At 57.7% G+C, this 24,948-nt stretch carries 21 protein-coding genes; 6 read left to right on the top strand and 15 right to left on the bottom strand.

Annotated elements, in window-relative coordinates; genetic code table 11:
- Positions 1–482: 482 nt before the first annotated feature.
- On the top strand, positions 483–1,814 hold the full coding sequence (locus JXQ78_RS16080; RefSeq protein ID WP_330633538.1) for a glycerate kinase type-2 family protein: 1,332 nt from the start codon (positions 483–485) through the stop codon (positions 1,812–1,814).
- Between the two features lie 3 nt (positions 1,815–1,817).
- Here the strand turns inward: JXQ78_RS16080 and JXQ78_RS16075 are convergent, their stop codons facing one another.
- A complete protein-coding gene (locus JXQ78_RS16075) occupies positions 1,818–3,944 on the bottom strand; it encodes a hypothetical protein (protein WP_330633537.1) in 2,127 nt (708 codons plus the stop codon).
- A gap of 418 nt (positions 3,945–4,362) precedes the next feature.
- Between JXQ78_RS16075 and JXQ78_RS16070 the strand changes: the two genes are divergently transcribed.
- Both JXQ78_RS16070 and JXQ78_RS16065 read left to right on the top strand, forming a co-directional pair.
- Positions 4,363–5,160: an IclR family transcriptional regulator gene (locus JXQ78_RS16070; protein WP_330633536.1), complete on the top strand. Its 798-nt coding sequence runs from the start codon at positions 4,363–4,365 to the stop codon at positions 5,158–5,160.
- 56 nt (positions 5,161–5,216) lie between these two features.
- The gene (locus tag JXQ78_RS16065) at positions 5,217–6,056 is read left to right on the top strand and encodes an NAD-dependent epimerase/dehydratase family protein (protein WP_330633535.1); all 840 of its coding nucleotides are present in this window, start codon (positions 5,217–5,219) and stop codon (positions 6,054–6,056) included.
- Here the strand turns inward: JXQ78_RS16065 and xacF are convergent.
- On the bottom strand, positions 6,053–7,501 hold the full coding sequence (xacF, locus tag JXQ78_RS16060) for a 2,5-dioxovalerate dehydrogenase (RefSeq protein WP_330633534.1): 1,449 nt from the start codon (positions 7,499–7,501) through the stop codon (positions 6,053–6,055). The two genes, JXQ78_RS16065 and xacF, sit on opposite strands and share 4 nt — an antisense overlap.
- 87 nt (positions 7,502–7,588) lie before the next feature.
- Between xacF and JXQ78_RS16055 the strand changes: the two genes are divergently transcribed.
- Positions 7,589–7,837, top strand: coding sequence for a hypothetical protein (locus JXQ78_RS16055; RefSeq protein ID WP_330633533.1), 249 nt, complete (start codon positions 7,589–7,591; stop codon positions 7,835–7,837).
- A gap of 24 nt (positions 7,838–7,861) precedes the next feature.
- Here JXQ78_RS16055 and JXQ78_RS16050 read toward each other — a convergent pair whose 3' ends face one another.
- The 11 genes from JXQ78_RS16050 to JXQ78_RS16000 form a co-directional block, all read right to left on the bottom strand.
- Complete coding sequence (locus JXQ78_RS16050) at positions 7,862–8,296, bottom strand: PPC domain-containing DNA-binding protein (protein ID WP_330633532.1); 435 nt, start codon at positions 8,294–8,296, stop codon at positions 7,862–7,864.
- Positions 8,297–8,363: 67 nt separating this feature from the next.
- Positions 8,364–10,517, bottom strand: coding sequence for an ABC transporter ATP-binding protein (locus JXQ78_RS16045; RefSeq protein ID WP_330633531.1), 2,154 nt, complete (start codon positions 10,515–10,517; stop codon positions 8,364–8,366).
- A complete protein-coding gene (locus JXQ78_RS16040) occupies positions 10,517–11,560 on the bottom strand; it encodes an ABC transporter permease (protein ID WP_330633530.1) in 1,044 nt (347 codons plus the stop codon). Before JXQ78_RS16040 ends, JXQ78_RS16045 begins: the two co-directional genes overlap by 1 nt.
- A gap of 54 nt (positions 11,561–11,614) precedes the next feature.
- Positions 11,615–12,619 (bottom strand): ABC transporter permease, encoded by a 1,005-nt coding sequence (locus JXQ78_RS16035; protein WP_330633529.1) that lies wholly within the window; start codon positions 12,617–12,619, stop codon positions 11,615–11,617.
- A gap of 83 nt (positions 12,620–12,702) precedes the next feature.
- The gene (locus JXQ78_RS16030) at positions 12,703–12,897 is read right to left on the bottom strand and encodes a hypothetical protein (RefSeq protein ID WP_330633528.1); all 195 of its coding nucleotides are present in this window, start codon (positions 12,895–12,897) and stop codon (positions 12,703–12,705) included.
- 45 nt (positions 12,898–12,942) lie between these two features.
- The gene (locus JXQ78_RS16025; RefSeq protein ID WP_330633527.1) at positions 12,943–14,808 is read right to left on the bottom strand and encodes an ABC transporter substrate-binding protein; all 1,866 of its coding nucleotides are present in this window, start codon (positions 14,806–14,808) and stop codon (positions 12,943–12,945) included.
- Between the two features lie 99 nt (positions 14,809–14,907).
- Positions 14,908–15,960, bottom strand: a complete 1,053-nt coding sequence (locus JXQ78_RS16020) for a Gfo/Idh/MocA family protein (protein WP_407934076.1) — start codon at positions 15,958–15,960, stop codon at positions 14,908–14,910.
- A 204-nt stretch (positions 15,961–16,164) separates the two neighbouring features.
- Complete coding sequence (locus JXQ78_RS16015; RefSeq protein WP_330633525.1) at positions 16,165–17,697, bottom strand: glycoside hydrolase family 28 protein; 1,533 nt, start codon at positions 17,695–17,697, stop codon at positions 16,165–16,167.
- A 56-nt stretch (positions 17,698–17,753) separates the two neighbouring features.
- Positions 17,754–19,640, bottom strand: a complete 1,887-nt coding sequence (locus JXQ78_RS16010) for a hypothetical protein (RefSeq protein WP_330633524.1) — start codon at positions 19,638–19,640, stop codon at positions 17,754–17,756.
- A 165-nt stretch (positions 19,641–19,805) separates the two neighbouring features.
- Complete coding sequence (locus JXQ78_RS16005; RefSeq protein ID WP_330633523.1) at positions 19,806–20,528, bottom strand: ThuA domain-containing protein; 723 nt, start codon at positions 20,526–20,528, stop codon at positions 19,806–19,808.
- Between the two features lie 75 nt (positions 20,529–20,603).
- Positions 20,604–21,539 carry a dihydrodipicolinate synthase family protein gene (locus JXQ78_RS16000; protein WP_330633522.1) on the bottom strand — a complete coding sequence of 312 codons (936 nt, stop codon included), beginning with the start codon at positions 21,537–21,539 and terminating at the stop codon, positions 20,604–20,606.
- Between the two features lie 97 nt (positions 21,540–21,636).
- Between JXQ78_RS16000 and JXQ78_RS15995 the strand changes: the two genes are divergently transcribed.
- Positions 21,637–22,767 (top strand): mandelate racemase/muconate lactonizing enzyme family protein, encoded by a 1,131-nt coding sequence (locus tag JXQ78_RS15995; RefSeq protein WP_330633521.1) that lies wholly within the window; start codon positions 21,637–21,639, stop codon positions 22,765–22,767.
- A gap of 342 nt (positions 22,768–23,109) precedes the next feature.
- Here the strand turns inward: JXQ78_RS15995 and JXQ78_RS15990 are convergent, their stop codons facing one another.
- Together JXQ78_RS15990 and JXQ78_RS15985 are read right to left on the bottom strand one after the other, a co-directional pair.
- The gene (locus tag JXQ78_RS15990) at positions 23,110–23,745 is read right to left on the bottom strand and encodes a class I SAM-dependent methyltransferase (protein ID WP_330633520.1); all 636 of its coding nucleotides are present in this window, start codon (positions 23,743–23,745) and stop codon (positions 23,110–23,112) included.
- Positions 23,745–23,921, bottom strand: coding sequence for a hypothetical protein (locus JXQ78_RS15985; RefSeq protein ID WP_330633519.1), 177 nt, complete (start codon positions 23,919–23,921; stop codon positions 23,745–23,747). The genes JXQ78_RS15990 and JXQ78_RS15985 overlap by 1 nt, the downstream gene beginning before the upstream one ends.
- Positions 23,922–24,141: 220 nt before the next feature.
- On the opposite strand from JXQ78_RS15985, the gene JXQ78_RS15980 reads away from it, so the two are divergent.
- Positions 24,142–24,540, top strand: coding sequence for a helix-turn-helix domain-containing protein (locus JXQ78_RS15980; protein WP_330633518.1), 399 nt, complete (start codon positions 24,142–24,144; stop codon positions 24,538–24,540).
- The last annotated feature ends 408 nt before the right edge of the window (positions 24,541–24,948 follow it).

Below are 24,948 nucleotides of genomic sequence, written 5' to 3'. Positions count from 1 at the left end.
TGGACATCCCCTGGACAGGTCCAAAAATACAATTTTTTATATAATCATTGGGCATCTCTCCCGTATATGAATCGATAGGGCTGTCTACAATTCCAGCTCATGGAAGCAGCTATAACGGAAGCTATGTCTATAAATCACCGATTCATCGGTGTATTATGGCGATCAGCTGTATGGTTCTGAAAACTGGTCTTTTAATGATGGATTGGGTCAGAATGGTCTAGTTCTGGCCGGTAGCGGTCCGAATAATGTGAATCACGAGTTGTCCTACGACCGAACGCACAGCCTCTCATTGGTGGCTGAATTAAGATTAATAATTGTATTTTTGACCCAAAACTTTCGTTTGCGTGTGTCAACCCTATAGAACCAAATACGCCCACTCCTTCGAATTCGAGACCACACCACACGGAAATTTTTCCCCACGGTTCCCCGAGGTATTGGTTGGTTCCGGGACAGCTATGGTGACGTGGTCCATGGCTGGAGGCATGATCAACAATCGCACGGCGCTCGCCCCCAGACACGAAGTCGCTCTCGACTGCATCGAGGCGGGAATCAACGCAGCGGACCCCACAGCGGTGATCGATTCGAAACTTGCGCTTGAGGGCACGACGCTCACGATCGGCGCGGACCGGTACGATCTCGACGCGTACGAACGACTACTCGTTGTTGGCGGTGGCAACGCGGCTGGCATCGCGGCCAGCGCGCTCGAGTCGCTGCTTGGCAATCGAATCGACGACGGCGTCGTGGTAACGGATAAAGCAGTGGCGTGTGATCAAATCAGGGTGAAGGCTGGCGATCATCCCATTCCATCCGAGCGAGGAGTCGAGAACACGCGGTCTGTACTGCGTCTTGCCGAGGAGGCCACGGCGTCGGATCTCGTGGTAGCGATCGTCACCGGTGGCGGGAGTGCATTGCTAGGGGCACCGGCAGGAGAGATCACGTTGGATGCGCTACAATCGACGACGAGTGCACTGCTCGAAAGCGGTGCGCCGATCGAGGCGATCAACGCGGTTCGAAAGCATTGCTCTGCGATCAAAGGCGGCCAGCTCGCCAGGGCCTGTACGCCAGCCACGACCGTCGGACTGGTGTTCAGCGATGTGGTCGACGATCGGCTAGACGTGATCGCAAGCGGTGTGTGCACCCCTGACGAATCGACGTACTCCGACGCCCTGGAAGTACTAGACCGATTCGACGTTTCCGTCCCTTCCTCTGTCATCGTCCATCTCGAATCCGGTGTCGACGGGGCGCTCCCCGAAACGCCTGCTAGCGACGATCCGGCCTTCGAGCAGGTCACACAGCACGTCGTAGCGGACAGCACGACGGCACTCGAGGCAGCCACAACAACCGCACGCGAGGCCGGGTACACGCCACTGGTGTTGAGTGGTCACGTTCGCGGTGAGGCTCGCGAAGCGGCCAAAACGATCGTGGCAATAGCCAAACAGTGTCTGTACACAGGACAGCCGGTCGAACCGCCGGCCATCTTGCTTTCCGGGGGTGAGACGACGGTCACCGTCACGGGCAACGGCGAAGGCGGTCCGAACCAGGAGTTCGCTCTCAGCGCGGCCATAGAAACTGACGCCCCCGAAATAACCGTTGCCAGCGTCGACACCGACGGAATCGATGGTGTCGAGGCGGCCGGTGCAATCACGACGACAGAAACGGCCATGCCACAGAACGCAGCGCAGTCCGCTCTTGATGCGAACGACGCCGGCACGTTTCTCGATCAGGCGGATGCTCGCATCTACACCGGGCAGACGAACACCAACGTGAACGATCTCCGGGTTGTCGTCATAGAGGAGCCATCGGATCGGGAGTGAGCCTCACGGCGGATTCGTGTTGGGCTCTTCGACAGCAAGCGCCCACGCGTCGATCCAGCCGCGCAGATCACTCTCCGGAACAAACAACGAATGCGTCGAGCTGCTGTGATCGGGATAGCCGCCGACCTCGTCTTCGGTACCTGGAATTCCTGGTGCATTGTCCGGGTCGGAAACGTTCGTTTCGTGTGCGCGCGCGGCGATATCGTCGATTACGCGTTGTTCGTGACTGATACGATCCGCGGGTCGTGCGCCAGCGTAGGCCAGATTGTGATTCTCGACCTCGTTTGTGTTCATCACCGAGAGCCCCGATGGCCAGAGCGGCACACTGTTAAGCTGGCTGGTGCTGCAGAACGTCCGACCGTTCTGTGGTGGGTCGGCAACGTCGTTGTTCTCGATGTAGACGCTTCCATCTCCCTTGATGACAGCGTCGGACCAGTCGAATCGGCCCAGATACTGGTTGTTGACCACTGACGCCTGGGCACCATCAGAGATCATGATTGCCTTATCGAAGTAATACACCAGCGAGTTGGCGATCACGCTCTGGGTATTGTCTTTCAGTCGCGGATTCCGGTCGTTGTTGGCCGCATACACCGATCCGAGAATTGCGACGTTTGAGGCACCATTGCCAACGAGCGAGCCGTTCGAATTCTCTTCGGGTTCGTCCAGCCCTTCAGCGATCAACGAGTTGGTGATCGTCGTATTCGTGCTGTCGTAGCCAACCGAGAGATTTTCGTCGCGCCCCCAGAACGCCGTACAGTGATCGAAGATCACGTTCGACGTTTCGTCGGCGTTGTTCATCGGATCGGCTCCCTCGGCAGCGCCCCCGTCTTCACCCCGGAAAATGCGGAGATGCTGGACGACGCAGTTGTCGGCCGCGACCTGGATCATTCCGTTGATGAACGTGATTCCGGGTGACGGCGCAGTCTGTCCGGCGACCCAACAGTACGGATTCGTGATCTCGAGATCATTCGTCTCGAGATCGATCACGCCGCTGGTTTCGAAGACGACCAGCCGTGGGCCACTCGCCTCGAACGCTGATCGGACCGCGCTCACCGTCGCTTCGGTTACTCGGTGGACGGTTACCGAGTCGTCGAACCAGTCGGTCGTGGCGAATCCATCCTCGGGATCGAACATGGCACCGCCGGGCTGGGAGCCCCCACCGCCGTCGGTTGTCTCCGTGGTCACTGTGGTCCCGGTTGCGATGTCGCCGTCGCTTGCCGATGCAATTGCCCGAATCTCATAGGTGGTTGATGAAGCGAGCCCGTCGATCGATCGAGAAAACGATCCGGTTGATCCCAGTGTCTCGGTTGTGGTCTGCGACCAGTTGTTGCCCGGTGATCGATACTCAAAGCCCACTGTCGCCGAGGCTGCATCGCCGAGATCGTCGAGACTCCCCGTAACGTGCAACGAACTGCTCCCCACGTCGGTGACTGCACCCGTCGAAACGATTGGATCTCGGTCGGTTCCGCCACCACCAGAGACACTTCCCGCAATCGAAACGTCGCCGATGTCACGATTCGCCGTCGGCGTCACCCCGGAAAGACTGTCGAACGGAACCGAACAGAGCGTCCCCTCGTTGTGACTCGTCACCGCAAGTCCGACGTAGGCGTCCTCGGCGAAGTCGATCGTGCTCGGTTCGATCGAACTGATCCGTGTCCAGCCGTTTCCGTCGGTCGATCCGTACGCCGTGATCGTATCACCGCTCCGGGTCAACCGTAGCCAGTCGGCGCTGATGTATCCGTTGGGAACGTCAGATTCATCGCTCCCGCCATCCGAGGTGGTACTCACCGTGTCGTTACCGTCGTCTCCCCGCCACTGGAAGGACACTTCTCCGTTCGGTCGCCGACGGACCATGGCGTTTTCAGCGTCTGCGTTCAACGTCTGGCGAACCATCAGCCCGGCCTTTGCCCAGCTATCAGTATCCGGGACGGTGTCCGTGTGTACGCTCACGTCGAAATCACCGGTGAGCTCCGTGTAGTAGTAATGAAATGCGTCGGCCTGGTTCCAGATATCGGTGCCCCCGCCCGAAACGGATATGGGTGTCGCCCCCGCACTGATTCCACTGAACAGTCCCGTCGCGATACTCCCCGCTGTTAACGCACGAAGAAATGTGCGCCTATTTTGTGTCATACATTGACACCGTGATGCTACTAATTCAGTATACTATTAAAAAATAATTGAAGATATTTTATATAATAATATACTTGACTGATTATTTTGCGAACTGTTTGAGATTGTTCACCAGTCTTCATTCCCTACTCACGAACAATTACAGAAGTACAGCTGTAAATAGGGGGTGCTGCTGCTGGCGAACGGCGGCGACACCGCAGTGTACACACAGTACTGGAAGCCGGTTCGTTCCCGCTACCCGAACGTAACTCGCCACACGATACGAAATTGACGCGGGAATTCGGTGTGATTTCCAGATGAGAACACGCCGTGTGCTGGCTACTGTTCGGTCGAGCCCAAAACGCGAACTGGGGGCTGGGTCGTCGACCTTTCGCCAAGCGGGAACAGAATTATATAGGTGGAAAACATGTGGAAAACAATGACGGTGTCCGAAGATGGATATTCCGGACGGACGATTCGTTCGGTAACGATCGCGTTCAACATCATCGAGGTGTTGCAGGAGCGAAAACACGTTGGGGTAACGGAGCTTGCAAACGAACTTGGACACTCAAAGAGCACGATCTACAGCCATTTACAGACGCTGACTGAGCGCAACTATCTGGTGCAAGAGCCAGAGGGCTACCGGTTGAGCCTCCGCGTGCTCGATATTGCCAACCGTGTCAGAGAGCAGGTGGGAAACTATGACGTAATCACAAAGGAGGTTGACGAGCTGGCCGAGACCACGGGCGAAATCGTTCAGTTCGGAATCGAAGAGCACGGCATGGTGAGCTATCTCTACAAGGCAGCGGGCGATCAGGCGGTGGAAACCCGCTCTCGTGTGGGCATCCAACAACCCATGTACTCCACGTCGCTCGGGAAAACGATTCTCGCGTTCATGCCCACAGACCGAACGGCGTCGATCGTCTCGAACGCCGACTACGAAGCCAACACGCCGAACACGATTACTGAGCCTGCGGAACTCCACTCCGAACTCGACCGGATCGAATCGCAGGGGTACGGCGTCGACGACGAGGAAAACATTCAGGGGTTGCGTTGTGTCTCGGCACCCGTCCGACACGAGGAGACCGTTCTCGGTGCGATCTCGATCACCGGGCCATCGAGTCGGTTCACCGACGACCGGATTCACGGAGAGTTTGCCGACCACGTCCAGCGGGCGGCGAACGTCATCGAACTCAACACCAAATTCTCGTCCACGGGGGTCAGCGAGTTCGACTGACGACCGGCTCCCCCATCTCCCCATCAATTTAATAGCTCCTATGGAAATCATTCCGTATGGACGTGTTACTGACTGGTGCGTACGGTCGGTGTGGTACAGCCCTGATCGACCATCTTGAGGATGCCTACGACTGGACGTATCTCAATCGGTCCGATCGGCCGACAGACCATCCGTACGGTGGCTACGACACGATCGTGGCCGACGTGGCCGACAGGGACACGCTGATTGGGGCCGCCAGCGGCCACGACGCGATGGTGCATATGGCAGCGTACCCATACACCGATGGTGACTTTGAAACCGTCCTCGAACCCAACATCATCGGCATGTACAATGCGCTTGAGGCGGCTCGTCGTGGTGAACACGAACGATTCGTGTTTATCTCCTCGAACCATGCCGTGGGAATGTACGAACTAGAGCACGCACCAGCCGTGTATGCTCCGAGTCACGATCTCACCGTCGATCACACCGATCCAGTCCGCCCGGATTCGTTCTATGGAGCGACAAAATGCTTCGGTGAGGCTCTCGGGCGCTACTACACCGAGTGTCACGAGTATCCCCGGCGGTTCTACTCGCTCCGGGTTGGGACAGTCAACGGTACGCAGTACGACCATCCGTACGGTGACGCAGAACACGGTGTCGACAGCGGTGAATTCGACCGGGATTCGGACCAGTATCAGCGTGCAGTGGCCAGAATGAAGGCGCTGTGGCAGTCCCGTCGTGACTTTGCCCACCAGGTGGATTGCTGTTTGCGTGATGAGACCGTCTCGTTCGACGTGTTCTACGGCGTGAGCGACAACGCCGGGCGCTGGTTAGATATTGACCATGCCCGCGAGGTCATCGGCTACGACCCCCAGGACGGTGGTCACCGATGGGATGGGCCGCCCACAGATGGTTAGTACGCGTCGTACACTGTTTTCGTCGTCGTGAAGAATTCGAGGCCAGCGTCACCCTGTTCGCGATACGTGTTCGTAGAGGAATCTTTCATTCCACCGAACGGAACGTGCAGCTCCAGGCCGGTTGTTTTCTCGTTGACCTTCACGACACCGGCTTCGACCTCGTTGATAAATCGGGTCGCTTCGGTGTGGTCGTCGGTGACGATGCTTGCAGCGAGGCCATACCGGGAGTCGTTTGCTAGCTCGATGGCTGCATCGAACGACGCTGTTTCGATGACGCTGACCACTGGGCCGAAGATCTCATCGCGGGCGATCGACATTGACGGTTCCACCCCGGAGAACACCGTCGGCGCGACGAAGTGGCCGTCGTCGTACTGATCGCCTTCGAGTTGTTTCCCGCCCGTTTCGAGCGTTGCGCCCTCGCTCGTTCCGTCCGCAATCGCCGAAAGCGTCGAGTCGAGTTCTTCTTTTGAGACCTGTGGTCCCATATCCGGATCGTCGATGCCCGGGCCAACCGCGTACGATGTTGCCTGTTCGACGAGTTCGTCGGTGAACGCATCGACAACGTCGGTGTGGACGATCGCCCGCGAGGTGGCGGTACACGACTGGCCGGTCGTTCCAAAGCCACCACTTGCCACGATTTCGGCAGCCATTGTGAGGTCCGCACTGGGCATGACGACCGTCGGATTCTTCCCCCCCATCTCACACTGTACTCGCTTTAGATCATCGGCGGCCGTCTGGGCAACGTGCGTCCCAACGCTCGTCGAACCGGTAAAGGAGACGCTGTCCACATCTTCGTGGTCGAGCAACGGCGAAACCACCACGCTTCCCGACCCGGTGGTGCAGTTACAGACGCCCTCGGGGAGTCCAGCCGCCTCGAGACACTCCACGATGGCCGTTCCGACGCCGGGAGCCCCGGATGCCGGTTTGAACACGACGGTGTTGCCACTCGCGAGCGCCGGCGCGAGTTTCCAGGCCGGAATGGCGATCGGATAATTCCATGGCGTGATAATTGCCGCCACGCCGAGTGGCTCCGAGACGGTGTACAGCTGCGTCTCTTCGGCCGAGGAACTTTTCACCTGGCCACCCAGATCGCGTGCCTTCTCGGCGTAGTAATAAAAGATGTCCACCGCCCGGCCAACTTCACCGGCAGCCTCAGACCACGTCTTTCCCTCTTCTGTCACCAGTAGTTCGGTAAGCTCCTCTGCGCGCGCGTCAAGCTTACCCGCAGTACGTCGGAGAATTTCTCCACGCTGTGGCCCCGGCGTCATTGCCCATGTGTCCTGTGCGCTCACTGCCGCTTCTATCGCCCGTTCAACGTCATTCTCGGTTGATGATTGGTACTCACCGACCACCGCTCCCGTTGCGGGATTGGTGACCGAGAACGTCTCACTGTGCTCGGCGCTGCACCACTCTCCATCGACGTAGTTGTCAGTCACTGGCGTCATCGAACCGTAGTTGTCCCGCTATGATTACGAGTGTTTTGGTTGTCTTCCAAAAGGCTATTGTGATTGAATGGTTAGATCTCTGCACACATGTCACAGGCGACTGGCCGCAGTACAGTCGAATCGATTGGTGAACAGCTGTTGAACTCTCGACTGTTGCAGCTCGTTCTCGCCGGGCTGGTGCTCGTCGTGCTCGCAGCAATCATTGACACGGTGCTGGTAACTCCAGCGACGACCGAAACGTGGGGTATCTGGGCGGCGATTCTCCCCGTGTGGGGCGGTGCGCTGATTCTGACCGGGCTCGTCGGCTATGGTGCGCTCTGGTGGTATCGCCACTGAACGCCGACCTGACCGAGCGCGCAGCTACTGTTCGGTGAGTTTCGAGATGCCATTTTCGTCCGGCGTTCGCGTGAGTTCTAGCCCATCGAATCCTGTGAGGGTGAACTCACCAAGAACGTTGATCAAACACCCCTCTTCTAGGTGACCAGCCACCGTCCGTTCTCCGTCAAACCCGGTGATGTGAAGATGTGGTTCCCCGTCGGCAATTACGCCACCGATGCTGTTGATCTCCCAGGCACCCTCATAGGTGACCATCGTGTTTCTGTCCTCGCGGTCTTCGGTGATCGTGGTCCGATCGACGTAATGTATCGGAAGCGACTGGACAGTCGCGATGCCAGAGAGTACGACACCGGTGTCGATACCGTGTGCAGAACACACCCGCCGGAGGGATTCGAGAATCGGTTCGTCTCTGTCGAGTCTGACGACGACCGTCCCGTCGTCTGCTGAAAAGTGCTCCATTGACCCATCTGACGGCACGAACTGGGTTCACATAACAGTTCGTCTCAGTGCAGCCAAGCGTCGACCGTCAGTCCAGGTCCGCGTCGTCGATCGGAGCGTCCTCCCAGTAGTCGTGGTCGTCTTGCACCCGGTAGCAGGCCACCTCGTGACCTTCTGCGTCCGATCCTGACTTCGTTGCGGGAGCCGACTGTGCACACACCTTACGCGCCTCCGGACACCGTGTGTGATACCGACAGCCCGACGGTGGATCCGTCGGATCTGGAATGTCGATCGTCCGAATTGGTGGCGTTTGTGCCCGGTCGTCGCGGTAGGTGAGCTGTGGGGTTGCCCACCGCAGTGCGCGGGTGTAGGGGTGCTGAGGGTCGTGAATGATCTGTTCTGGAGGGCCAATCTCGACGAGTTCGCCGAGATACACCACGCCGATCCGCCCGCCGGTCTTCTCTGCGATGTAGCGGGCGTTCGAGAGATCGTGTGAGACGAACAGATACGACGTGTTGAACGTCTCCTGGAGCTGAATCAACAGATCCATCATCTCGACGCGAAGCGACACATCGAGCGCGCTGATCGGCTCGTCTGCGAGAATCAGCTCCGGATTCAACAACATTGCGCGGATCAGCGCCACACGCTGTTGTTCGCCGCCGGAAAGCTGGTGTGGATACCGATCGATGTAATCGTCTGCAGGAGTCATCCCCACGTGCTCTAGCAGCCCAAGAATCCGACTCTGTCTATCGTTGCCGTCGAGGTCGTCGTACCACTGTTTGAGCGGTGCCTCGAGAATTGATCGGATGCGGTGGTGTGGATTGAGCGAACTCCCGGGGTCCTGATGGACAATCTGCAATGCGCGACGAATTTCGTCCGCACTGAATCGATCGGTCGCATCCACATCGGAGTCGTCGCCGTAGATGTCCTGGCCGCGGTAGCGGACGGTTCCGCCGGTCGGCTCCTGGAGTCCGATTGCGGCCTTTCCGAGCGTAGTCTTACCACAGCCACTTTCGCCAACCAGCACGACCACGTCGTTCTCATAGATGTCGAGCGAGACGCCATCGACTGCGCTAACGGTCTCTGGCTCGCCAAAGAGCCCCAGTCCCTTCTGTTCGGTCTCGAAATGCACTTCTAGCCCATCGAGGCTCAGCAGTGGCTCGCCAGCAGAGCCGTGATGTCTGGGTGTTCGCTCGATTTCGTCCATCTCTGGTGGCTCTAAAGGAATTGCGCCGGGAGCTGCCTCGTAGTGATGACAGTCAGCGGTGTGTCGATCAGACACCGTCGCGGCGTCTGGATCGTTCGCCTGGCAGGTCTCATCGGCGAGCGGACAACGGGGGTGGAACGAACAGCCCTCGGGTACGTTTACCGGGTCCGGAGCAGCCCCTTCGACTGGCTGCATCGACTCGATCGGTGCCTGCAGGTTCGGCGTCGATTTGAGCAACAATCGTGTGTACGGATGGGCCGGTTCGCTGAGAATCTCCTCGGTTGGCCCGAGCTCGGCGATTTCGAACGCATACAGCACCGCCACGCGATCTGCGATGTCGGCGACGAGCGGCAGATCGTGCGTGATGAACACGATCGTGAGGTCGTACTGGGTTTTGATCTCCTCGAGCAGCCCAATGATCGAACGCTGCATGAGTAGATCCAGCGCGGCCGTCGGCTCGTCCATCACGAGGACCTCTGGCTCGAGCACGAGCGATAGTGCGATCAGCGCACGTTGTTTCATCCCACCGGAGAGTTCGTGCGGATAGCTATCCAGTACGCGATCGGGATCGAGATACAGATCCTCGAGAATTCCGGCTGCCCGTTTCATCCCCGTTTCGATGTCGTCGTCGTGTGCTGATAACGTCTCGACGAAATGTGTTCGAATCGTCCGCACGGGGTTGAACGAGCTCATCGCACCCTGGAACACCATGGCGATCTGTTCCCAGCGGAACCGCTGGCGGTCGGCCTTCGAGAGTTCGAGCACGGACACTGACGGCTCGTCCTGTGGATGGAAGGTGATCTCCCCGGAGACGGTTCCGGGATCGACGACGGCATCCAAGAGTGCAGACGCCAGCATGGATTTCCCACTGCCGCTCTCGCCGACGATGCCGAGCACTTCGTTGCGCTCGATGTCGAGTGTCACCTCGTCGACGACGCGCGAATCCCCGCGATCCATCGAGAACGTCACGGAAACGTCGTTCAGTTCAAGGATCGGTTCGTGTGTCTGCAATCGGTGTGGTTGTGTCGTAGTCATCAGTGTGTGGTAGCCTCAAGCGTGTCCTCATCAGCGGTTGTTTTCTCGTGACGGGCCCGAACGCGGGGGTTGAACACCCGGTCGAGCGATTGGCCGAGCAGGATCAGCCCGATCGAAATGCCGGTGATCGCGGCCATCGGGACGAGAAACCAGTGCAGCGCCTGTGGACGCGCGTGTGCCTCGGCCTCGTAAGCAAGCTGGAGTGTGACTCCCCAGTTGAGCTTCTCGAACGGAAGAATGCCGAGATAGTACAGCGCGGCGGCCTCGAAGATCACTCGTCGTGCGGCGTTCGTGAGATTGATCACGATGTACGGCAACAGCGGCGGGACGATCTCTTTCGAGACGATCACGTGGGTAGGCAGACCCATCGTTCGGGCGGACTCGACGAACGATTCCTGGCGAAGCGTCAATACCTGTGATCTGATCGCCCGTGCCAGGCCACTCCAGGAAGCAACCGAGAGGAGAATCCCGATCATGTATGGGTTTTCACCCATCTCGAAAATCGCCACGAGCACCATCACCAGCGGAAAGCCCGGAATGTTGATGAACACGTCCGTGATCGAGCTCAACACGGTGTCTATCCAGCCACCTTTATATCCTGCAACCGCGCCAACCAGCGTGCCGAGCGTCACCGAAAACAGTGCGCCGGCGGTGATCATCTTCAACATCTCCTGGGTCGAATGGACCACCTGACTGAACAGATCCCGACCCATATCGTCCGTTCCCAGCGGATAGTCCATCGTCTCGAACGGTTGTATCAGTGCCGGCCCCTCGGCCGGCGCGGTTGGCTCGATCACCACGGTCCCAACCGTTCCCATCAGGAGATAACAAAGGACAATCGCAAAGCCAATTCGTGCCCGCCAATCGCCCCAGACGATCGATAATGGCGCTCTGACGTACGTGTCATACGCTGTCCAGAACCGATCTGCTCGTGATTCTTCGACTTGTGAGACGGTTTCGAACGGAGTTGCCGTTCCACCGTCGGTGCTGATCGTTCCGTCCAGTGCATCGGTGAGTGTCTCTTTGTGGTCTCTGTCAGTCATCGTCGTGCTGTGAAGTGTGGATGGGTTCGTGGCACAAATCGAAGTGTGTGTGCTTCAGTACGATTCATTGCTCGCTCCTCCGGCCCGTGGATCGATCATGGAGTAGGTCATGTCGGCGATGAACAGCGCAATGACAACCGCGATGGTGATCACCATGAACCCGCCCATCATCCGTGGATAGTCCCTGATGTTCACCGCCCGATACAGGTAGTAGCCAAGTCCCTTGTACTGAAACACCTGCTCAAGCACGACCGATCCGCCGAACATCTCGCCGATGTTGATCAACAGGGTCGTGTACATCGGAAGCATGGCGTTGCGGGCGACGTACTGACTAGAGATCGTCAGATCTGAGAGCCCACGAAGCCGTGCAACCCGGAGATAATCCGACCCTAGCACGCGAATCGAGTTGCCACGCATCCCCAGTGATGCCACCCCAGAGGCAACGAGCATCGACAGCACCGGTAATATCGCGTGATACATGACGCCTGAAATAAATGGGAGGTTGAATCCCGGCTCGGTACCGGCCACGTATTTGCCGCCGGTCGGAAACCAGCCAAATCGGTACGACAGAAAGATCAACAGGAGAAACGCCAGCACGTAGAACGGAATCGAGCCCATCAGAATGGCCCAGGAGGTGAGTCCCACGTCGAGACGACCACCCTCCCAGTAGGCCATCAACGCGCCAATCACCACACCCAGCACGAACGTGATACAGAGCGACCAGCTCATCACGAACAGGGTCCACGGCAGCGCCTGAGCGATCTCGTTTGCCACCGGCTCACCGCTGGCGATCGATTGGCCGAGATCTCCCTGTAACGTCGAAGTCAGATAGTTCATGTACGCGATCGGAATGGGTTGGTCCGGCCGAACGCTCAGCCTGGCTTCGACCAGCTCACGTGCCCGTGCCGGGTTCATCCCCGACTGTTCGAGCTGGACGAGCATTGCACCCATCGGATTGCCGGGCATCAGCCGCACCAGTGCGAACGACAGTGTGAGGACCGCCCACACAGTAAACACTGCCTGTCCGACGCGACGGATGCGCCAGTTGTTGAAAACCATGGTATGAGTACACGCTACATATTTCTGGTACCCTAATCAAAGTTCCTATCTATAAGGAAATGACCATGATATAAGTCCGCCCGCTACAGCGGATCCCAGTCGAAATGAAGCACCGTCAGGCCACCGACGAGGGTGATGGCGATCGGGATGAGGGTGATGGTGGCGATCACGAACGACGCAGACTCTGGCTCCAGAAAGGCAAACGAGTAGCCAAGCAACACCAGCAACAACACGTCGATACCGATACACAACCGCGCCATCGATTGTACGACTCCCATTGTGTGGTGTCGTGAGTTCTCGTTCACCAAATACGTTCGGGGCAGTTAGTCACCGACGTATTTCAGCGAGCCGTCTTCGACCTTCGTGGCAATGTAGAGGGCGTCGTCCACACCGTTTTTGATCTCGTCTTTCACGTCCAGCTCCCAGTTGGCAGCGTTGTAGCCACCGGCATCGGGCTGATACATCATTTCGACTTCGGGCAGTGTCTGATTCCACCACCACATCAGTTCGTGGTGGTATTTCGACTCGCCGGTGACCTGCCACTGTCGGATGTGCTCTTCGACGTTGATCTCTTTTGTGCCACTGTTGCCCTCGGGATCGCCAATCGGCATCGGAATCTCTCGTGTGGGCTGGAAGTGGGTGATAGACTGAATCCAGTCCGGAACGAGACCGAGCGCCCAGAGCGCGGTGACGCCGTTGGCGCTCGAACCGTCGGGCATCAGATCGTAATGCCCGTCCATGCGGTTCTGGTCCATCGTCGCGTCGTCGACCTGCTCGATGGTGGCCTGGATGCCGAACTGCTTCAGATTCTCTCCGAGAAGTGTAATATCCTTCCGCTCGGCCCCGTTCATGATCGTGATTTCGAACGGATTTCCATCCGGTGTCATCCACTGTCCGTCGCCGTTCTGGCTGTAATCTTCCTTGCGGAGCAACTCGGCCGCTCGTTCGGTGTTGTTCGTTCCGTAGGTGGTGAATTTGTCTTTCACCAGCGAAGTCGACTCGTGGCTGTCTTCACGCAGTACCTTCCCCGGGAGCCGGCAGGCCGGCCACTCGAACACCCGGTTGACTCCCTCAAGCAGCGATTCGACTTGCTTTTTGTCGAAAATGTGCGCAACCGCCTTGCGCACGTTCGGACTCTCAAACGGCGTGTCGTAGTCGTCGACGCCGTGGCCACAGTTGAACGCGAACAGTTTGTTGCTCGATCGTCCCTCCCGGAACAGCGTGTGCTCGTCCGGAAGCGAACTCCGCTGGTCCTCCGGAACGGGAAAGCCCTTGTGCGATGCGTCCACCTTGTTCTGTGAGTATGGCTGGGTGGGTTTATTCTGTGAGAAGAGCTTGAGCTGGAACTCTTCGATCTCAATGTTGTCTGCGTTCGGGTGATCCTCGTATTTCTCCATCGTGATGATGTCATCACCCACGTCGGCTATCTTGAACGGGCCGTGTCCGAGCGCGTTGTCGGAGTTGATCTTCGGATATGCAGCGCTGGTGATCTCTGCGACCACCTCGCCCTTTTCATCACCGCTCGTGTTCTGGAGACGATCGTGCCAGTCCTTCCATTTTTTATCCGTGTGTTTGGTGAACACGCCACGACCGAGATTCCCGTGGTAGGAACCGATCGTGTTCTGCACCGCGAACACTGGATCGAGGGGGTCGTGCAGGGTGATCTCGAAGTGTGTGTCATCGATCGCTTCGATCGATTTCATCACCTGGTGGGGTCGTTCGCGGCCCTCTTCTTCGGCCGTGTATTTTAGGATCTCTAGCTCGATCTGCTGTTCCATCACGTAATCGTCGGCCACGAACTGATCGCCGTTGTGCCACGTCCATCGGTCGTCTAACGTGACCGAGAGCGTCGTGTCGTCGGATTTCTCCCATGATTTTGCCATCAGAGGATACGCCTCGTTCACCGTCGGGGCGTACACCGCAAGCCGGTCCATGATGGCCGCTCCCGGGTGCCAACAGCCGGTTTTTTCCCCGTTCCAGGGATTGAGGTGTCGGTCCGTCGGGGTGGCCTTGCTCGTCAGCGGATCGAACACGCGGAACGTCCGTTTATCACCGCCGCCGTTGGAGCCACCACTGTCATCCGTACCGCTCATACAACCCGCAACGAGCAACGTCCCACTCACAGCACCGAGCCTGAGAAACTGCCGTCTCGTGCTGGCGCTACCGAGGCCTGTGGTACTACTGACCATGGAACCCTGTTTCAGTTACTGGTATTTATAATTAACTAATATGTCCACAAAGCTGATACACAAAATAATTGTCTGGACCGTCAACTGCTGATTTCCACCTCAGTCGAGAAGAGACTCGGCGAACGGAAATTCCTGAGCGAGCTCGATTCGCTCGCCGCGCCGTGCGGATTCGTATGCCCCCATGGTGACGATCGTTGCCAGACAGCCGTCTTCGACGGTCGCTGGCGGTTCAGTTCCGTCGGTGATGGCATTGAGAAACGCGCGCCCTTTGGCAAGATCACGCGTGTATGACTGATATGGTTCGTGTTCGGTGCCGTCCTCGTCGATCAGGTACCCGGTTCGTTCGTCCCATTCGACGCCCTCGAGATACACTGCACCATCACCGTCCCAGATGTGGATGTGCTCGCGGGTTCGAGCGACCATCCCCGTGTCGTGGATGGTCCCAAATCCACCCTCCTTGAACTCCAGGATGATTGCTGATTGCTGATCGAACCGTTGCTCGTCGTCTGCGAACTGCATTTGTGCGGTTACGTGTGTCGGCGTGAGTCCGGTCGTCCAGAGGATCGCGTCGATCACGTGGGTCCCGACGTTAAGGAGGTGGCCCCCGCCGCTGAGCGTTGGATCCATCCGCCAGTTCTCCATCGTTTCGAAATGCTCGCGCCAGTCCTGGGTGATCTCTCCGGTGATGAATCTGGGTGTCCGTTCGCCGGTTGCCCAGCGCTCACGGGCGAGTTCGAACGCTGGATTCAGGTGGCGCTGATAGCCAACCATCACCGTCCGGTCCGAGGAGGTCGCAAGATCGACGAGATCGCACGCTTCGCGGGCGGTCGTAGCGAGCGGCTTTTCACAAAGGACGTGACAGTCCGCCTCGAGTGCTGTGACGACCTGTTCGTGGTGCAGTCCATTCGGCGTCGCGATTCCAACAGCGTCGAGCGCTTCTGAAGATAACATCCCCTCGAGCGTTTCATACCGGGACCCGGCCGGCACACCAAGTCGGTCGCCGGTCGTCGCCAATCGTTCTGCGGAGACCTCCGCGATTGCACATAATTTGGCGTCTTCCAGTCGAGAGAACTGCTCTGCGAGTCGGCGTCCGAGACTACCGATCCCTACAACGCCAACTGCAATGGATCTGTCCTGTGTTTGCATGTCCATCGCAAACTCATGGTGACAGAACCGTAACTGTTTCCCCAGGGGCCAGATCGCAGTTTGTCGTTCGCTGGTGGCGAAATCTCTCCCTCTCGGTCGATTTTACCCAATACGGAGTCGAGCAGGGCGGTCCGGTGAGTGATTTTCCCTCGGGCATGCAGTGGAAACCGTCCATCCAACGACTGATCGTTCGCTTATGGGGAACGCATTTCAGGTCCGTTCGACGGTCAGTTCCGTCGAGTCGGCGGACTCAATCGCTGTTTCGATGTCGTCGTCGATCCGCAACAGCGCGGGCGACTCGCCACGTTGGCTGATACGGGTCGTCGCTGGCAGTCGTGCGTTCCGGAGCGTCGCCTGTTCGACATTCGCGAGATCGATATCGGTCGATCCCCGTGGAACGTCCAGTCCATCGATCGTGACGGTCTCGGCGGCCTGGAGTGCCATCAGTGGGCCATCGGCAACACGCAGCCGAACGTCACGAACTCCGAGTTCGCAAAGCGATTTTGCGAACAGTCCGTGTTGTTGTTCGTATCCCTCGGTCATCGCCGGGCTGAGACCGGTTGCATCAAGCGACCGTGTGGCGCTGATATCAACGTTGGTGAGCGTGATTGGGCCAAACGGCTGCTCTGGAATCCCCGCCAGAAAGCCGGCCGATTCGACGTTCGTGGCCGTGATGTCAGTGAAATGGATTCGCCTGACGAGTGGCGTGGTCCCATCGACCGGCTGTGGGTCCGCGTCGATATCCATAAAGTAGTAGCCGTTGATCACGAACGGACAGGCAACACGTCGCATCACGATCGTCGAGAAGCGACAATCCTCGACAACGCCGCCACGGCCGCGCTGAGTTTTGATGCGGATACCGCGATCGGTGTCCGTAAACGTACAGTTGCTGACCACGACATCACGCACGTCACCGGACATCTCGGAGCCAATCACGACACCGCCGTGACCCGCTTCGACGGTACAGTTTGTGACGGTGATCTTCTCGGCTGCACGACCGATCTGGCGACCCTCCTCGTCTTTTCCGGATTTGATGCAGATTGCATCGTCGCCGGCATCGATGAACGTGTCGCTGACGTGGACGTGGGTGGACGAATCGATATCAATACCATCGCCATTCGGTGCATCCGCGGGATTTTCGATTCGGAGGTCCGTGAGCACCACGTCGTCGGAATACACCACGTGCGTGTTCCAGAACGGCGAGTTCCGGAGTGTAACACCGGAGATACTCACGTCCGAAGAGCGATGAATTTGACAGAGCGGCGGTCTGAGTGTGAACGAACTCACGGTGTCGGATTTATCGTTTGCCTGTTCGAACTCCTCCAGTCGATCGGTTAGGGTGGCCGGGCGGTCCCCGGGTGCCATGTCGGTGTACTGCCACCAGTATGATCCCTGCCCATCGATCACGCCACCGCCACGGATTGTCACGTTCGAGGCGGTATCGATCCATAAGCAGGGGTGAAAGCCGGTCTGATCCCATCCCTCCCATCGGCTTTCGACCGACGGAAACGCCGTCAGATCCCGGACGAACCGGAGAGTGGCACCAGACTGGATCTCGATGGTCGTATTGCTACCAACGGTGAGCGGTCCGGTCAGATACTCCCCAGGGGGAAAACTGAGGACTCCGCCGGATTCTGCACAATCTATGAGTGCTGACTGTATTCGGTCTGTTTCCACTGTCGTCCCGTCGCCACTGACACCGTACGCCGCGATAGAACGCGCTGTCTCTGCGGTTGACTCCATCGTGTGAAACATGGCGGGATAAATAATAAATATTGTCCAGTCGGTAGCCGCCTGTCTCACAGTGGCTGATCGTAGCTGGGATCGTTGACGAACCGATCGAGATCGAGATCGAGCGTGATCGTCGAGGCGCTCGGCAGTCTGACCGTGAGTGTCGTCGTATCGAGATCAACCGATTCGCCCCCGTGTTCGACGTGTGTAATGTGGTGTTCGCCGTACGCACCCGCTTGCGTGCACACCGTTCTGGGGGCAACTCCTGCGTTGACGAACTGGACGGTGACGCCGTCGGCCTTCACGCTCGAAACCAGGGCTCCGACGCCGGGTGGCAGTCCTGGTCGCCCTCGTTCCGGGTCAAAATGGCGAAGCTGTGCCATCACCAGTCCACCGTAGTAGATCGGCTGGGGTGCCCCCATCGTCAGCTGTAACAGTGCGCGGTGGAACACTGGGTTGCGGTCTCTGAGATAATCCTCAGTCGGATTTGCTGGTGGCTCTCCCTCTTCGTCCATTCGACGGCACTGATGATACAGTCGTGATCGAGCGGCCCGGAGGACTTCCTCAGGGTAGTCAGGATATGCCCCGTCAAGATAGGAAAGCCAGGCGTATTCTTCTCCCGCGCCGTGTTTGGTGCTTGGCGTCGGGTCAACTCCTCTCCATGGCTTGGTGTCGTGGTTGCGAAGCCGTCGAACGCGATCTCGGTCAGCGTCGTCCAGTGACATATACCAGAGATGGATGACGTACGGCGGATCCGAGTGGGGTTGAAACGCATAGAAGCCGTCGCGATACAGCACTGAGCCGTCGTCATCGGTGAGGACAGCTCCTTCGTCATAGCGATATGGACCCGGATCGCCGTACTTGTGGGGAAGATAGAGGGTTTCGTTTCCGGCACCGTCCGGCACGGCGATGGCGTTGTCGATCAGTCGATCCAGTTGCTCTCGTGGAAAGTCGAGCGGAGCCGTCTCGCCACCGAGCAGCACGGCGTTTTCTGCGGCCACTGTCGGACCGATCCCCACGTAGTGCCATCCCCCCCACGACCAGCCGTAGTAGCCACCATACCACGAACCGCCGTTCGTTTCACCGATCGTTCCCGATCGACCGACGTTGTCCGGGATGATTCCGTCGTTCGCCGCCGTTCGCTCTTGCCAGGCCTCAAGGTAGTCAAACACCCACTCGCGGTAGGCAGCCTCACCCGTATGGAGATACGCGTTCGTCATCAATGAGGTGATATTCAGATTCAATGGAATATCGCCGGTGGAACACCGCTCTTCCATGAGCTCGAACAGTGCCGATTCGTTCGCCGGATCGAGCAGCTCTGTGGTGGAATCGAACGGGCCGTCGCGCCACGGTAGCCCGTGACGAGCCCAGCGGTAGTCTGCACCGTACGGGTGGTGTTCGTACGCCGAAAAGTCCGCGTACGATGGCCCCATCGAGCCGTTCATCGGTCCACGAACCAGTCGTCGATCGCCGTCGTAATTGTTAGTCGGGTGGTCCTGACGGTACAAATCGGCAAACCGCGTGGCCCGCGATCGAACGTCCTCGTCATCTGGCATGGCCAGCCCCATGTTGTAGGTGAACAGGCTTCCCTCGCCGAGATGGAACCAGTCACGGCAGGCCTCGAACTCGTCTTCGACCATGGCGTGACCGAACGGGGTCGGCGTTCGCGATGCCCTGGCGAGTGCACCCTCATAGACCGTGCGGGCGTGTTCGACGAGCTGTCGATCACCCCCCATCGCGTAGAGCAGCGGCCAGTTGTAGACCCCTTCGATGAGATCATCGAATCCGTCGATTCCTTCGTGGCCAGCCGGTGGCCAGACTGGCTCTCCATGGTCGGTCACGTACAACTCGACGAATCGATCGACAGCAGTCGTACTCAGATCGAACAGCTGCCGCTGGAGTGACACCCATTCCGGTGGCTCATAGAGCTCCGTCACCGCTTCGAATTCCACCATACGCCAGTTCTGTCTCGCAGTCACAATGAACGTTCGGGTGAAAGCTGTGATCTATTCTGGTTCTGGTGTTCTTACATAGTGTGGCCAGAATATTTGTATAGAAACATCGCGACAGGGGACTTGTGTTCGGCTGGGTAACGACCAGCGCGGTAGAACGGCGCTGAATCAGGAGTCAGAAGATTCGAGCGCCGCAACCTCGCCCGTGGTTATGCTGGCACCCGAGGTTGGTTTTGCCCACGCGACCGCGTTCGAGAGTACCCGCTTGATCTCGGGCTGGTGGTAGATTGGATACGCTTCGTGTCCGGGTCGAAACGCGAAGATTCTCCCCGACCCCCGTCTGTAACACAGTCCGGAGCGAAACACTTCACCGCCCTCGAACCAGGAGATAAACACCGTTCGATCCGGCTCGGGAACGTCGTACGGTTCTCCGTACATTTCCGTCGCAGGAACGACGAACTGTTCGTCGAGTCCGTCGGCAATCGGATGGCCGGGATCGGCAACCCACACTCGTTCGCGCTCTCCACCGTGGCGATACTTGATCGAACAGGACGTTCCCATCAGTCGAACGAACGGCTTGGAATTTTTTCCAGAGTGAAGCGGGATAAATCCCATCCCGTCGTGGACGGTCTCGACCACGCGATCGGCCGCGTCGTCGTCGACGGCGTCGTTGGCACAGTGAGACCACCACACCAGAACGTCCGTCTCTTCGATCGTCGTCGGATCCAGTCCACAGTCGGGTTCGTCGAGCGTTCGCGTTTCGACTGCGTAGCCGTCGGTTCGAAGCCCCGCCGCGATCGCACCGTGGATGCCATCTGGATAGCGCTCTCGAACCGACTCGTTTTCGCGTTCGTGTACATGCTCGTTCCACACGGTTACCTGAACCGTCATACACCGCTTACCTCACCGATCGAACTTAACCCTGTGGGACGCCTGCGCGTCATTGTCCATCACGTATCGATCAGTTCAGATGAGCCGCGCAATATCCTCGTCGAGACGGTCGTAGAGCTCTTTTGCCCGTTGCTGTTGTGGCTGTGTCAGTGGCTGACACGGCACCCTGACCGCACCGCCATGCAGGCCCCGCAGTTCGAGGGCTGCTTTCACGGCAGCAACGCTGCTGCCGCCGCTGATCGTGTTGTCCTCGCCGGTCTGTTCACGAAACTGCTGGTACGGCAGACAGGCGTTTTTCAGTGCTCGTGCTCTAGCCCACTCGCCGGACTCAAGTGCGTCGTACAGCGCAAGCCCCACTTCGGGTCTGAAGTTGCTGACACCGGCGGAAAAGCCATCGATCCCCTCCGCCCAGAACGAAACGGCATATGGCTCGGCGAGTCCGTCGACCCACGCAATTTCATCGCTTCCTGCCTCGATCGCAGCACCCAGCTTGACGGCATCGGGAATCGCGTATTTGATTCCCACCACACCGTCGATTCGACTCAGCGCAGCCAGATATTCGACTGATGGGTCGATCCCGCGGACGTACGGCACCAGGGGCGTCTCCGTGACATCGTCGAGCTTTCGGTAGTATTCGAGCAGTCCTTCCTCGTGAAGATATGTGTGATCGGGCGGCATGATCATCATCGCATCGACCCCGACGCCGTCGTACGCCTCGATCAACGACCGAGCGCCGCGGACGCTCCCTCCAACACCGGCCAGCACACACGCATCGCCCGGGAGTTCATCAACGCTGGTTTTGACCACTGCAATTCGCTCTTCGTGGCTCAGCGAATGATATTCGCTGATGTTTGCGGTGGCGAGAAACGTTCGAATCCCCTCCCCATACAGCGTCTGTGCATTTTCCCGGAGTTTGTCGTGCTCAACCTGGAGGGCATCGTCGAACGGCGTCAACAGACCGACTGCAACGCCGCTGAGCCGCTCCTGGACAGTTTCAGCTACCAACGACATACGTTCAGTATACATGCACCCAATGATAAAACCATCGACAACTCACACCTATCGACTCAGCGCAAGGATTATCCGGACACGGTTCGAGCCTCCGGTCATGCAGATAACGAATGTAACGGTGTATCCCCTCTCAGTGACGGTTTCGGAGCGTCTTGGCGACGCCCGCGGCGGAGGCCGGACCCGATCGACGGCGGTTCTCAAGCTCGTTACTGACGACGGGACGGTTGGCTGGGGTGAGGCGTTCGTGCCGGGCAACATTGCCTCGGCCACCGTTGAGTCCCTGTTCGAAGACCGGATTCTCGGCATGGATCCGTTCGCAGTCGAGTCAATAACCGAGCGGTGGTTTACGGACCCGTATCATTACGGACGGAGCGTCTTCGTGCAGGCGATCTGCTCTGCGATCGACGTGGCCTGCTGGGATATCATTGGGAAGACGGTCGGGTCGCCAATCTATCGGCTCCTCGGGAGTGGCGAGCGCACGACACTGACGCCGTACGCCTCAACGATGTATTTTGCTGATTCAGACCGTCCGATTGAAACTCCGATTGAAGCCGCCCGAGCGGAGGGCTTCACGGCAGTGAAGGTCAAGATCGGTGCTGGCCCGGACGATGATCGTCGTCGGGTCCGGACCACTCGAGAGATTATGGGTGATGATGCGCTCATCATGGCAGACATGAACGGGAACTACCGTCCCGATCAGGCGCTTGCGAGCGCACGCCGACTGGAGGAGTTCGATCTCGCGTGGATCGAAGAGCCCGTTCCGCCGGAGAATCTCAGCGGCTACCGAGAACTGGGAGCGTCGATGACAACGCCAATCGCCGCTGGTGAAGCGCTTGTCGGTCGGTTCGCGTTCAAGCGCCTCATTGATGATCGACTCGTGGACATTGTCCAACCGAATCTCGCCCGGTGTGGTGGACTCACGGAAGCACGACGGATCGCGACGCTTGCGACAACCGAAAACGTCGGTGTGACTCCACACGTCTGGAACAGCGGGGTCGGCATGGCGGCCGCAATCCAGTTTGCCACAGCCGTTCCTTCATATCCACACACGCAGTTCGAGCCAGAACCCGCGCTGTTCGAGTTCGACCGAAGTCCGAACCCGCTCCGTTCGGAGATCCTTTCGACCCCATTCGATCCTTCCGGCGGGACGCTGTCAGTCCCCCAGGACCCTGGACTCGGGATCGACGTGGACGAGTCGGCGCTGGAATTATTTTCGACGGTGGACTGATGCCCGGGACGTTCCCCACTGCCAAACGATGATGAGTTGTCCCACCGCCATCGAGACGTGTTGGTACGTTTGCGCGTGCACCTGAGACCGTGTTTTCTCTCTCTGTGACTGCTTCGTTCTGAGCGAGCCGTTTTGATCTGCCGAACGAACTGGCGACTGGTGTGGAATTGCTGTTACAGGCGTACGGCTGTAATGTTAGTTCGGTAATGGCTGTTCCACCCAAGAAGGGCTCACCCGCTCAGCCGTTGCACTGGCTGGTCGTCGTCCAGCAGCAACTCTCTACTGATCGACTGACATTGCTCCGACCGCCAGTGAGGTGACACGGTGGTGGTATTGCTCTATTTAATGATCAGCACTCGGTTTTTCATCACGGTGTTCGGCTATAAGAACGCCCACCTGATCATGCACGCGCTCGGCTGCCGTGATGGTGAACCCTTCGTCAGTGAGTACGTCCACGAGCATTCCAACGGTTGCCACATTGATCCCATGATCGAAGAGAGGTTCTTCAGGGTCTGCGGACCCGAAGAACATGGCGTCACCGAGCACGAATCGACGTGGCCCGAGGGTCCCAATGGCCCCAATAGCCTCGCGCTTTTTCTCATCGGGGAGATGGTGCAGGGCGAAATTCGAGACGACGATGTCTACGTCTCCGTCGAAATGTGGGTCGCAAAACTCGCCGTAGCCGAACTCCACGTTCTCGAGACCGTTGTCGGTAGCCTTCGATTGTGCTTGCGCTATCATGCCATCGCTGATATCGCGCCCGACAACGTGGCCAGCATTCTCGGCCAGCGCAAGTGCAATCAGTCCCGTCCCCGTTCCAAGGTCGAGGACGACGTCGTCGGGGTGAGGGTCGGCCTGTTCGATAACGAGTGAGGCGCACGCATTGTAGATCGGCTTTGTTTCGCTGGTGTGTTTCTCGTCGTACTGATCAGCAATCTGCGAGAAGCGCTCGGCGAGATCCTGCAGGTCCTCGTTCATTATTGTAGCCCCCAATCGAAGTCCTCCATAAACAGTTCCCCATTCATGGTCGTGCCGACTGCGTATCCATCCCCAACGGCGGATGGGATGGACGAAGAACCCACACTCAGGCCAGCAGTCTCGACGCCGATACTGAGAACGTCGAAATCAAAACCACTGACACCGGTTATTTGCATAAATAGTGCAATGAGGACTGAAACGATAAGACTGTCGCTATCGGAGGTGGGAAACATAAAATGGGATAGAATCAGCTCTTATGGGATATTTCGTCGGTATTGGCCGTTAAGATCGGTTGCTCACTATTGCGTAGTTGCCATCCCAACCGTCTTTCTTCGTAGTCCTAATTGCATTAATTGTGCAAATATTATATGGCTGCAGTACCAACCATCGATATCAATGCCAGACGCCATACAAAAGCAACTCCAGAAGGACCGAGAGTGGGAACGTCTTCTTGATTGTATGTTCGGACTCAATACGCTCGACAGGGGCGTCTTTAGACTGCTAGCGGAATCTTCTGAGCCCCTTACCGTAGATCACATTGCGAAGTTCATCGGTAAAGAGCGGACAACCGCGTACCGTTCGGTCAAACGGCTTGAAGAAACTGGAGTTGCGGTTCAGGAACAAGAAAGCTGTCCGAAAGGGGGCTATCACCACGTGTATCGCACCGCCGACCCAGACGAGATCGCAGATTCGCTCCAGCATATGCTTAACCAATGGTACGCCGAAACTGGCCAACTCATACAGGAGTTCCGAGATATATACGGTGAGAATCATTCTTCTGAAATACATCAATAATTTATTACCTTTGGTAATCTAACGCAGGATAATTGACTGCAGTGGGTGGAAACAACGTGAATGTTCCATTTGTCGCTATCCATGGGCATCTGGGATACTCTAATTTCGTCTATCTAGTAAACTACACCAGTCTGGATTGTCGATTGTGAATAGCTGCTATGGGGTAAGACGACGGATCCAAGATCTACAACAGAATCTATCAATCTTAGATATATGGCTCTTCTCAGATAGAAATTTTCCAGGAAGGATGGGTTTTTGATTGGCCTTTGAAATTTCCACTTATTCTCTAACGTTGTTTAGAATCTCGTCATATATATGCTAAGATAACGCGAACTGGTGGTAATCCAACGAAGGATCGCACACCAAAAACAAGCAGTAACAAACCGTGATTATAAGAGTTATTACTTT

Source organism: Halocatena halophila (assembly GCA_027563145.1).
Taxonomy (GTDB): Archaea; Halobacteriota; Halobacteria; order Halobacteriales; family Haloarculaceae; genus Halocatena; species Halocatena halophila.
This window is presented reverse-complemented; position numbering and strand designations above follow the sequence as displayed.

What these genes read in the sequence shown, in the direction of transcription:
- JXQ78_RS16035 (WP_330633529.1), bottom strand. Translation starts at nt 12,619, where the DNA reads ATGGTTTTCAACAACTGGCGCATCCGTCGCGTCGGACAGGCAGTGTTT.
- JXQ78_RS16015 (WP_330633525.1), bottom strand. Translation starts at nt 17,697, where the DNA reads ATGGAGTCAACCGCAGAGACAGCGCGTTCTATCGCGGCGTACGGTGTC.
- JXQ78_RS15990 (WP_330633520.1), bottom strand. Translation starts at nt 23,745, where the DNA reads ATGAACGAGGACCTGCAGGATCTCGCCGAGCGCTTCTCGCAGATTGCT.
- JXQ78_RS15985 (WP_330633519.1), bottom strand. Translation starts at nt 23,921, where the DNA reads ATGCAAATAACCGGTGTCAGTGGTTTTGATTTCGACGTTCTCAGTATC.
- JXQ78_RS16005 (WP_330633523.1), bottom strand. Translation starts at nt 20,528, where the DNA reads ATGACGGTTCAGGTAACCGTGTGGAACGAGCATGTACACGAACGCGAA.
- JXQ78_RS16010 (WP_330633524.1), bottom strand. Translation starts at nt 19,640, where the DNA reads ATGGTGGAATTCGAAGCGGTGACGGAGCTCTATGAGCCACCGGAATGG.
- JXQ78_RS16000 (WP_330633522.1), bottom strand. Translation starts at nt 21,539, where the DNA reads ATGTCGTTGGTAGCTGAAACTGTCCAGGAGCGGCTCAGCGGCGTTGCA.
- JXQ78_RS16030 (WP_330633528.1), bottom strand. Translation starts at nt 12,897, where the DNA reads ATGGGAGTCGTACAATCGATGGCGCGGTTGTGTATCGGTATCGACGTG.
- JXQ78_RS16020 (WP_407934076.1), bottom strand. Translation starts at nt 15,960, where the DNA reads ATGGACATGCAAACACAGGACAGATCCATTGCAGTTGGCGTTGTAGGG.
- JXQ78_RS16075 (WP_330633537.1), bottom strand. Translation starts at nt 3,944, where the DNA reads ATGACACAAAATAGGCGCACATTTCTTCGTGCGTTAACAGCGGGGAGT.
- JXQ78_RS16055 (WP_330633533.1), top strand. Translation starts at nt 7,589, where the DNA reads ATGTCACAGGCGACTGGCCGCAGTACAGTCGAATCGATTGGTGAACAG.
- JXQ78_RS16050 (WP_330633532.1), bottom strand. Translation starts at nt 8,296, where the DNA reads ATGGAGCACTTTTCAGCAGACGACGGGACGGTCGTCGTCAGACTCGAC.
- JXQ78_RS16065 (WP_330633535.1), top strand. Translation starts at nt 5,217, where the DNA reads ATGGACGTGTTACTGACTGGTGCGTACGGTCGGTGTGGTACAGCCCTG.
- JXQ78_RS16045 (WP_330633531.1), bottom strand. Translation starts at nt 10,517, where the DNA reads ATGACTACGACACAACCACACCGATTGCAGACACACGAACCGATCCTT.
- JXQ78_RS15995 (WP_330633521.1), top strand. Translation starts at nt 21,637, where the DNA reads ATGCAGATAACGAATGTAACGGTGTATCCCCTCTCAGTGACGGTTTCG.
- JXQ78_RS16040 (WP_330633530.1), bottom strand. Translation starts at nt 11,560, where the DNA reads ATGACTGACAGAGACCACAAAGAGACACTCACCGATGCACTGGACGGA.
- JXQ78_RS16080 (WP_330633538.1), top strand. Translation starts at nt 483, where the DNA reads ATGATCAACAATCGCACGGCGCTCGCCCCCAGACACGAAGTCGCTCTC.
- JXQ78_RS16025 (WP_330633527.1), bottom strand. Translation starts at nt 14,808, where the DNA reads ATGGTCAGTAGTACCACAGGCCTCGGTAGCGCCAGCACGAGACGGCAG.
- JXQ78_RS16070 (WP_330633536.1), top strand. Translation starts at nt 4,363, where the DNA reads ATGACGGTGTCCGAAGATGGATATTCCGGACGGACGATTCGTTCGGTA.
- JXQ78_RS15980 (WP_330633518.1), top strand. Translation starts at nt 24,142, where the DNA reads ATGCCAGACGCCATACAAAAGCAACTCCAGAAGGACCGAGAGTGGGAA.
- xacF (WP_330633534.1), bottom strand. Translation starts at nt 7,501, where the DNA reads ATGACGCCAGTGACTGACAACTACGTCGATGGAGAGTGGTGCAGCGCC.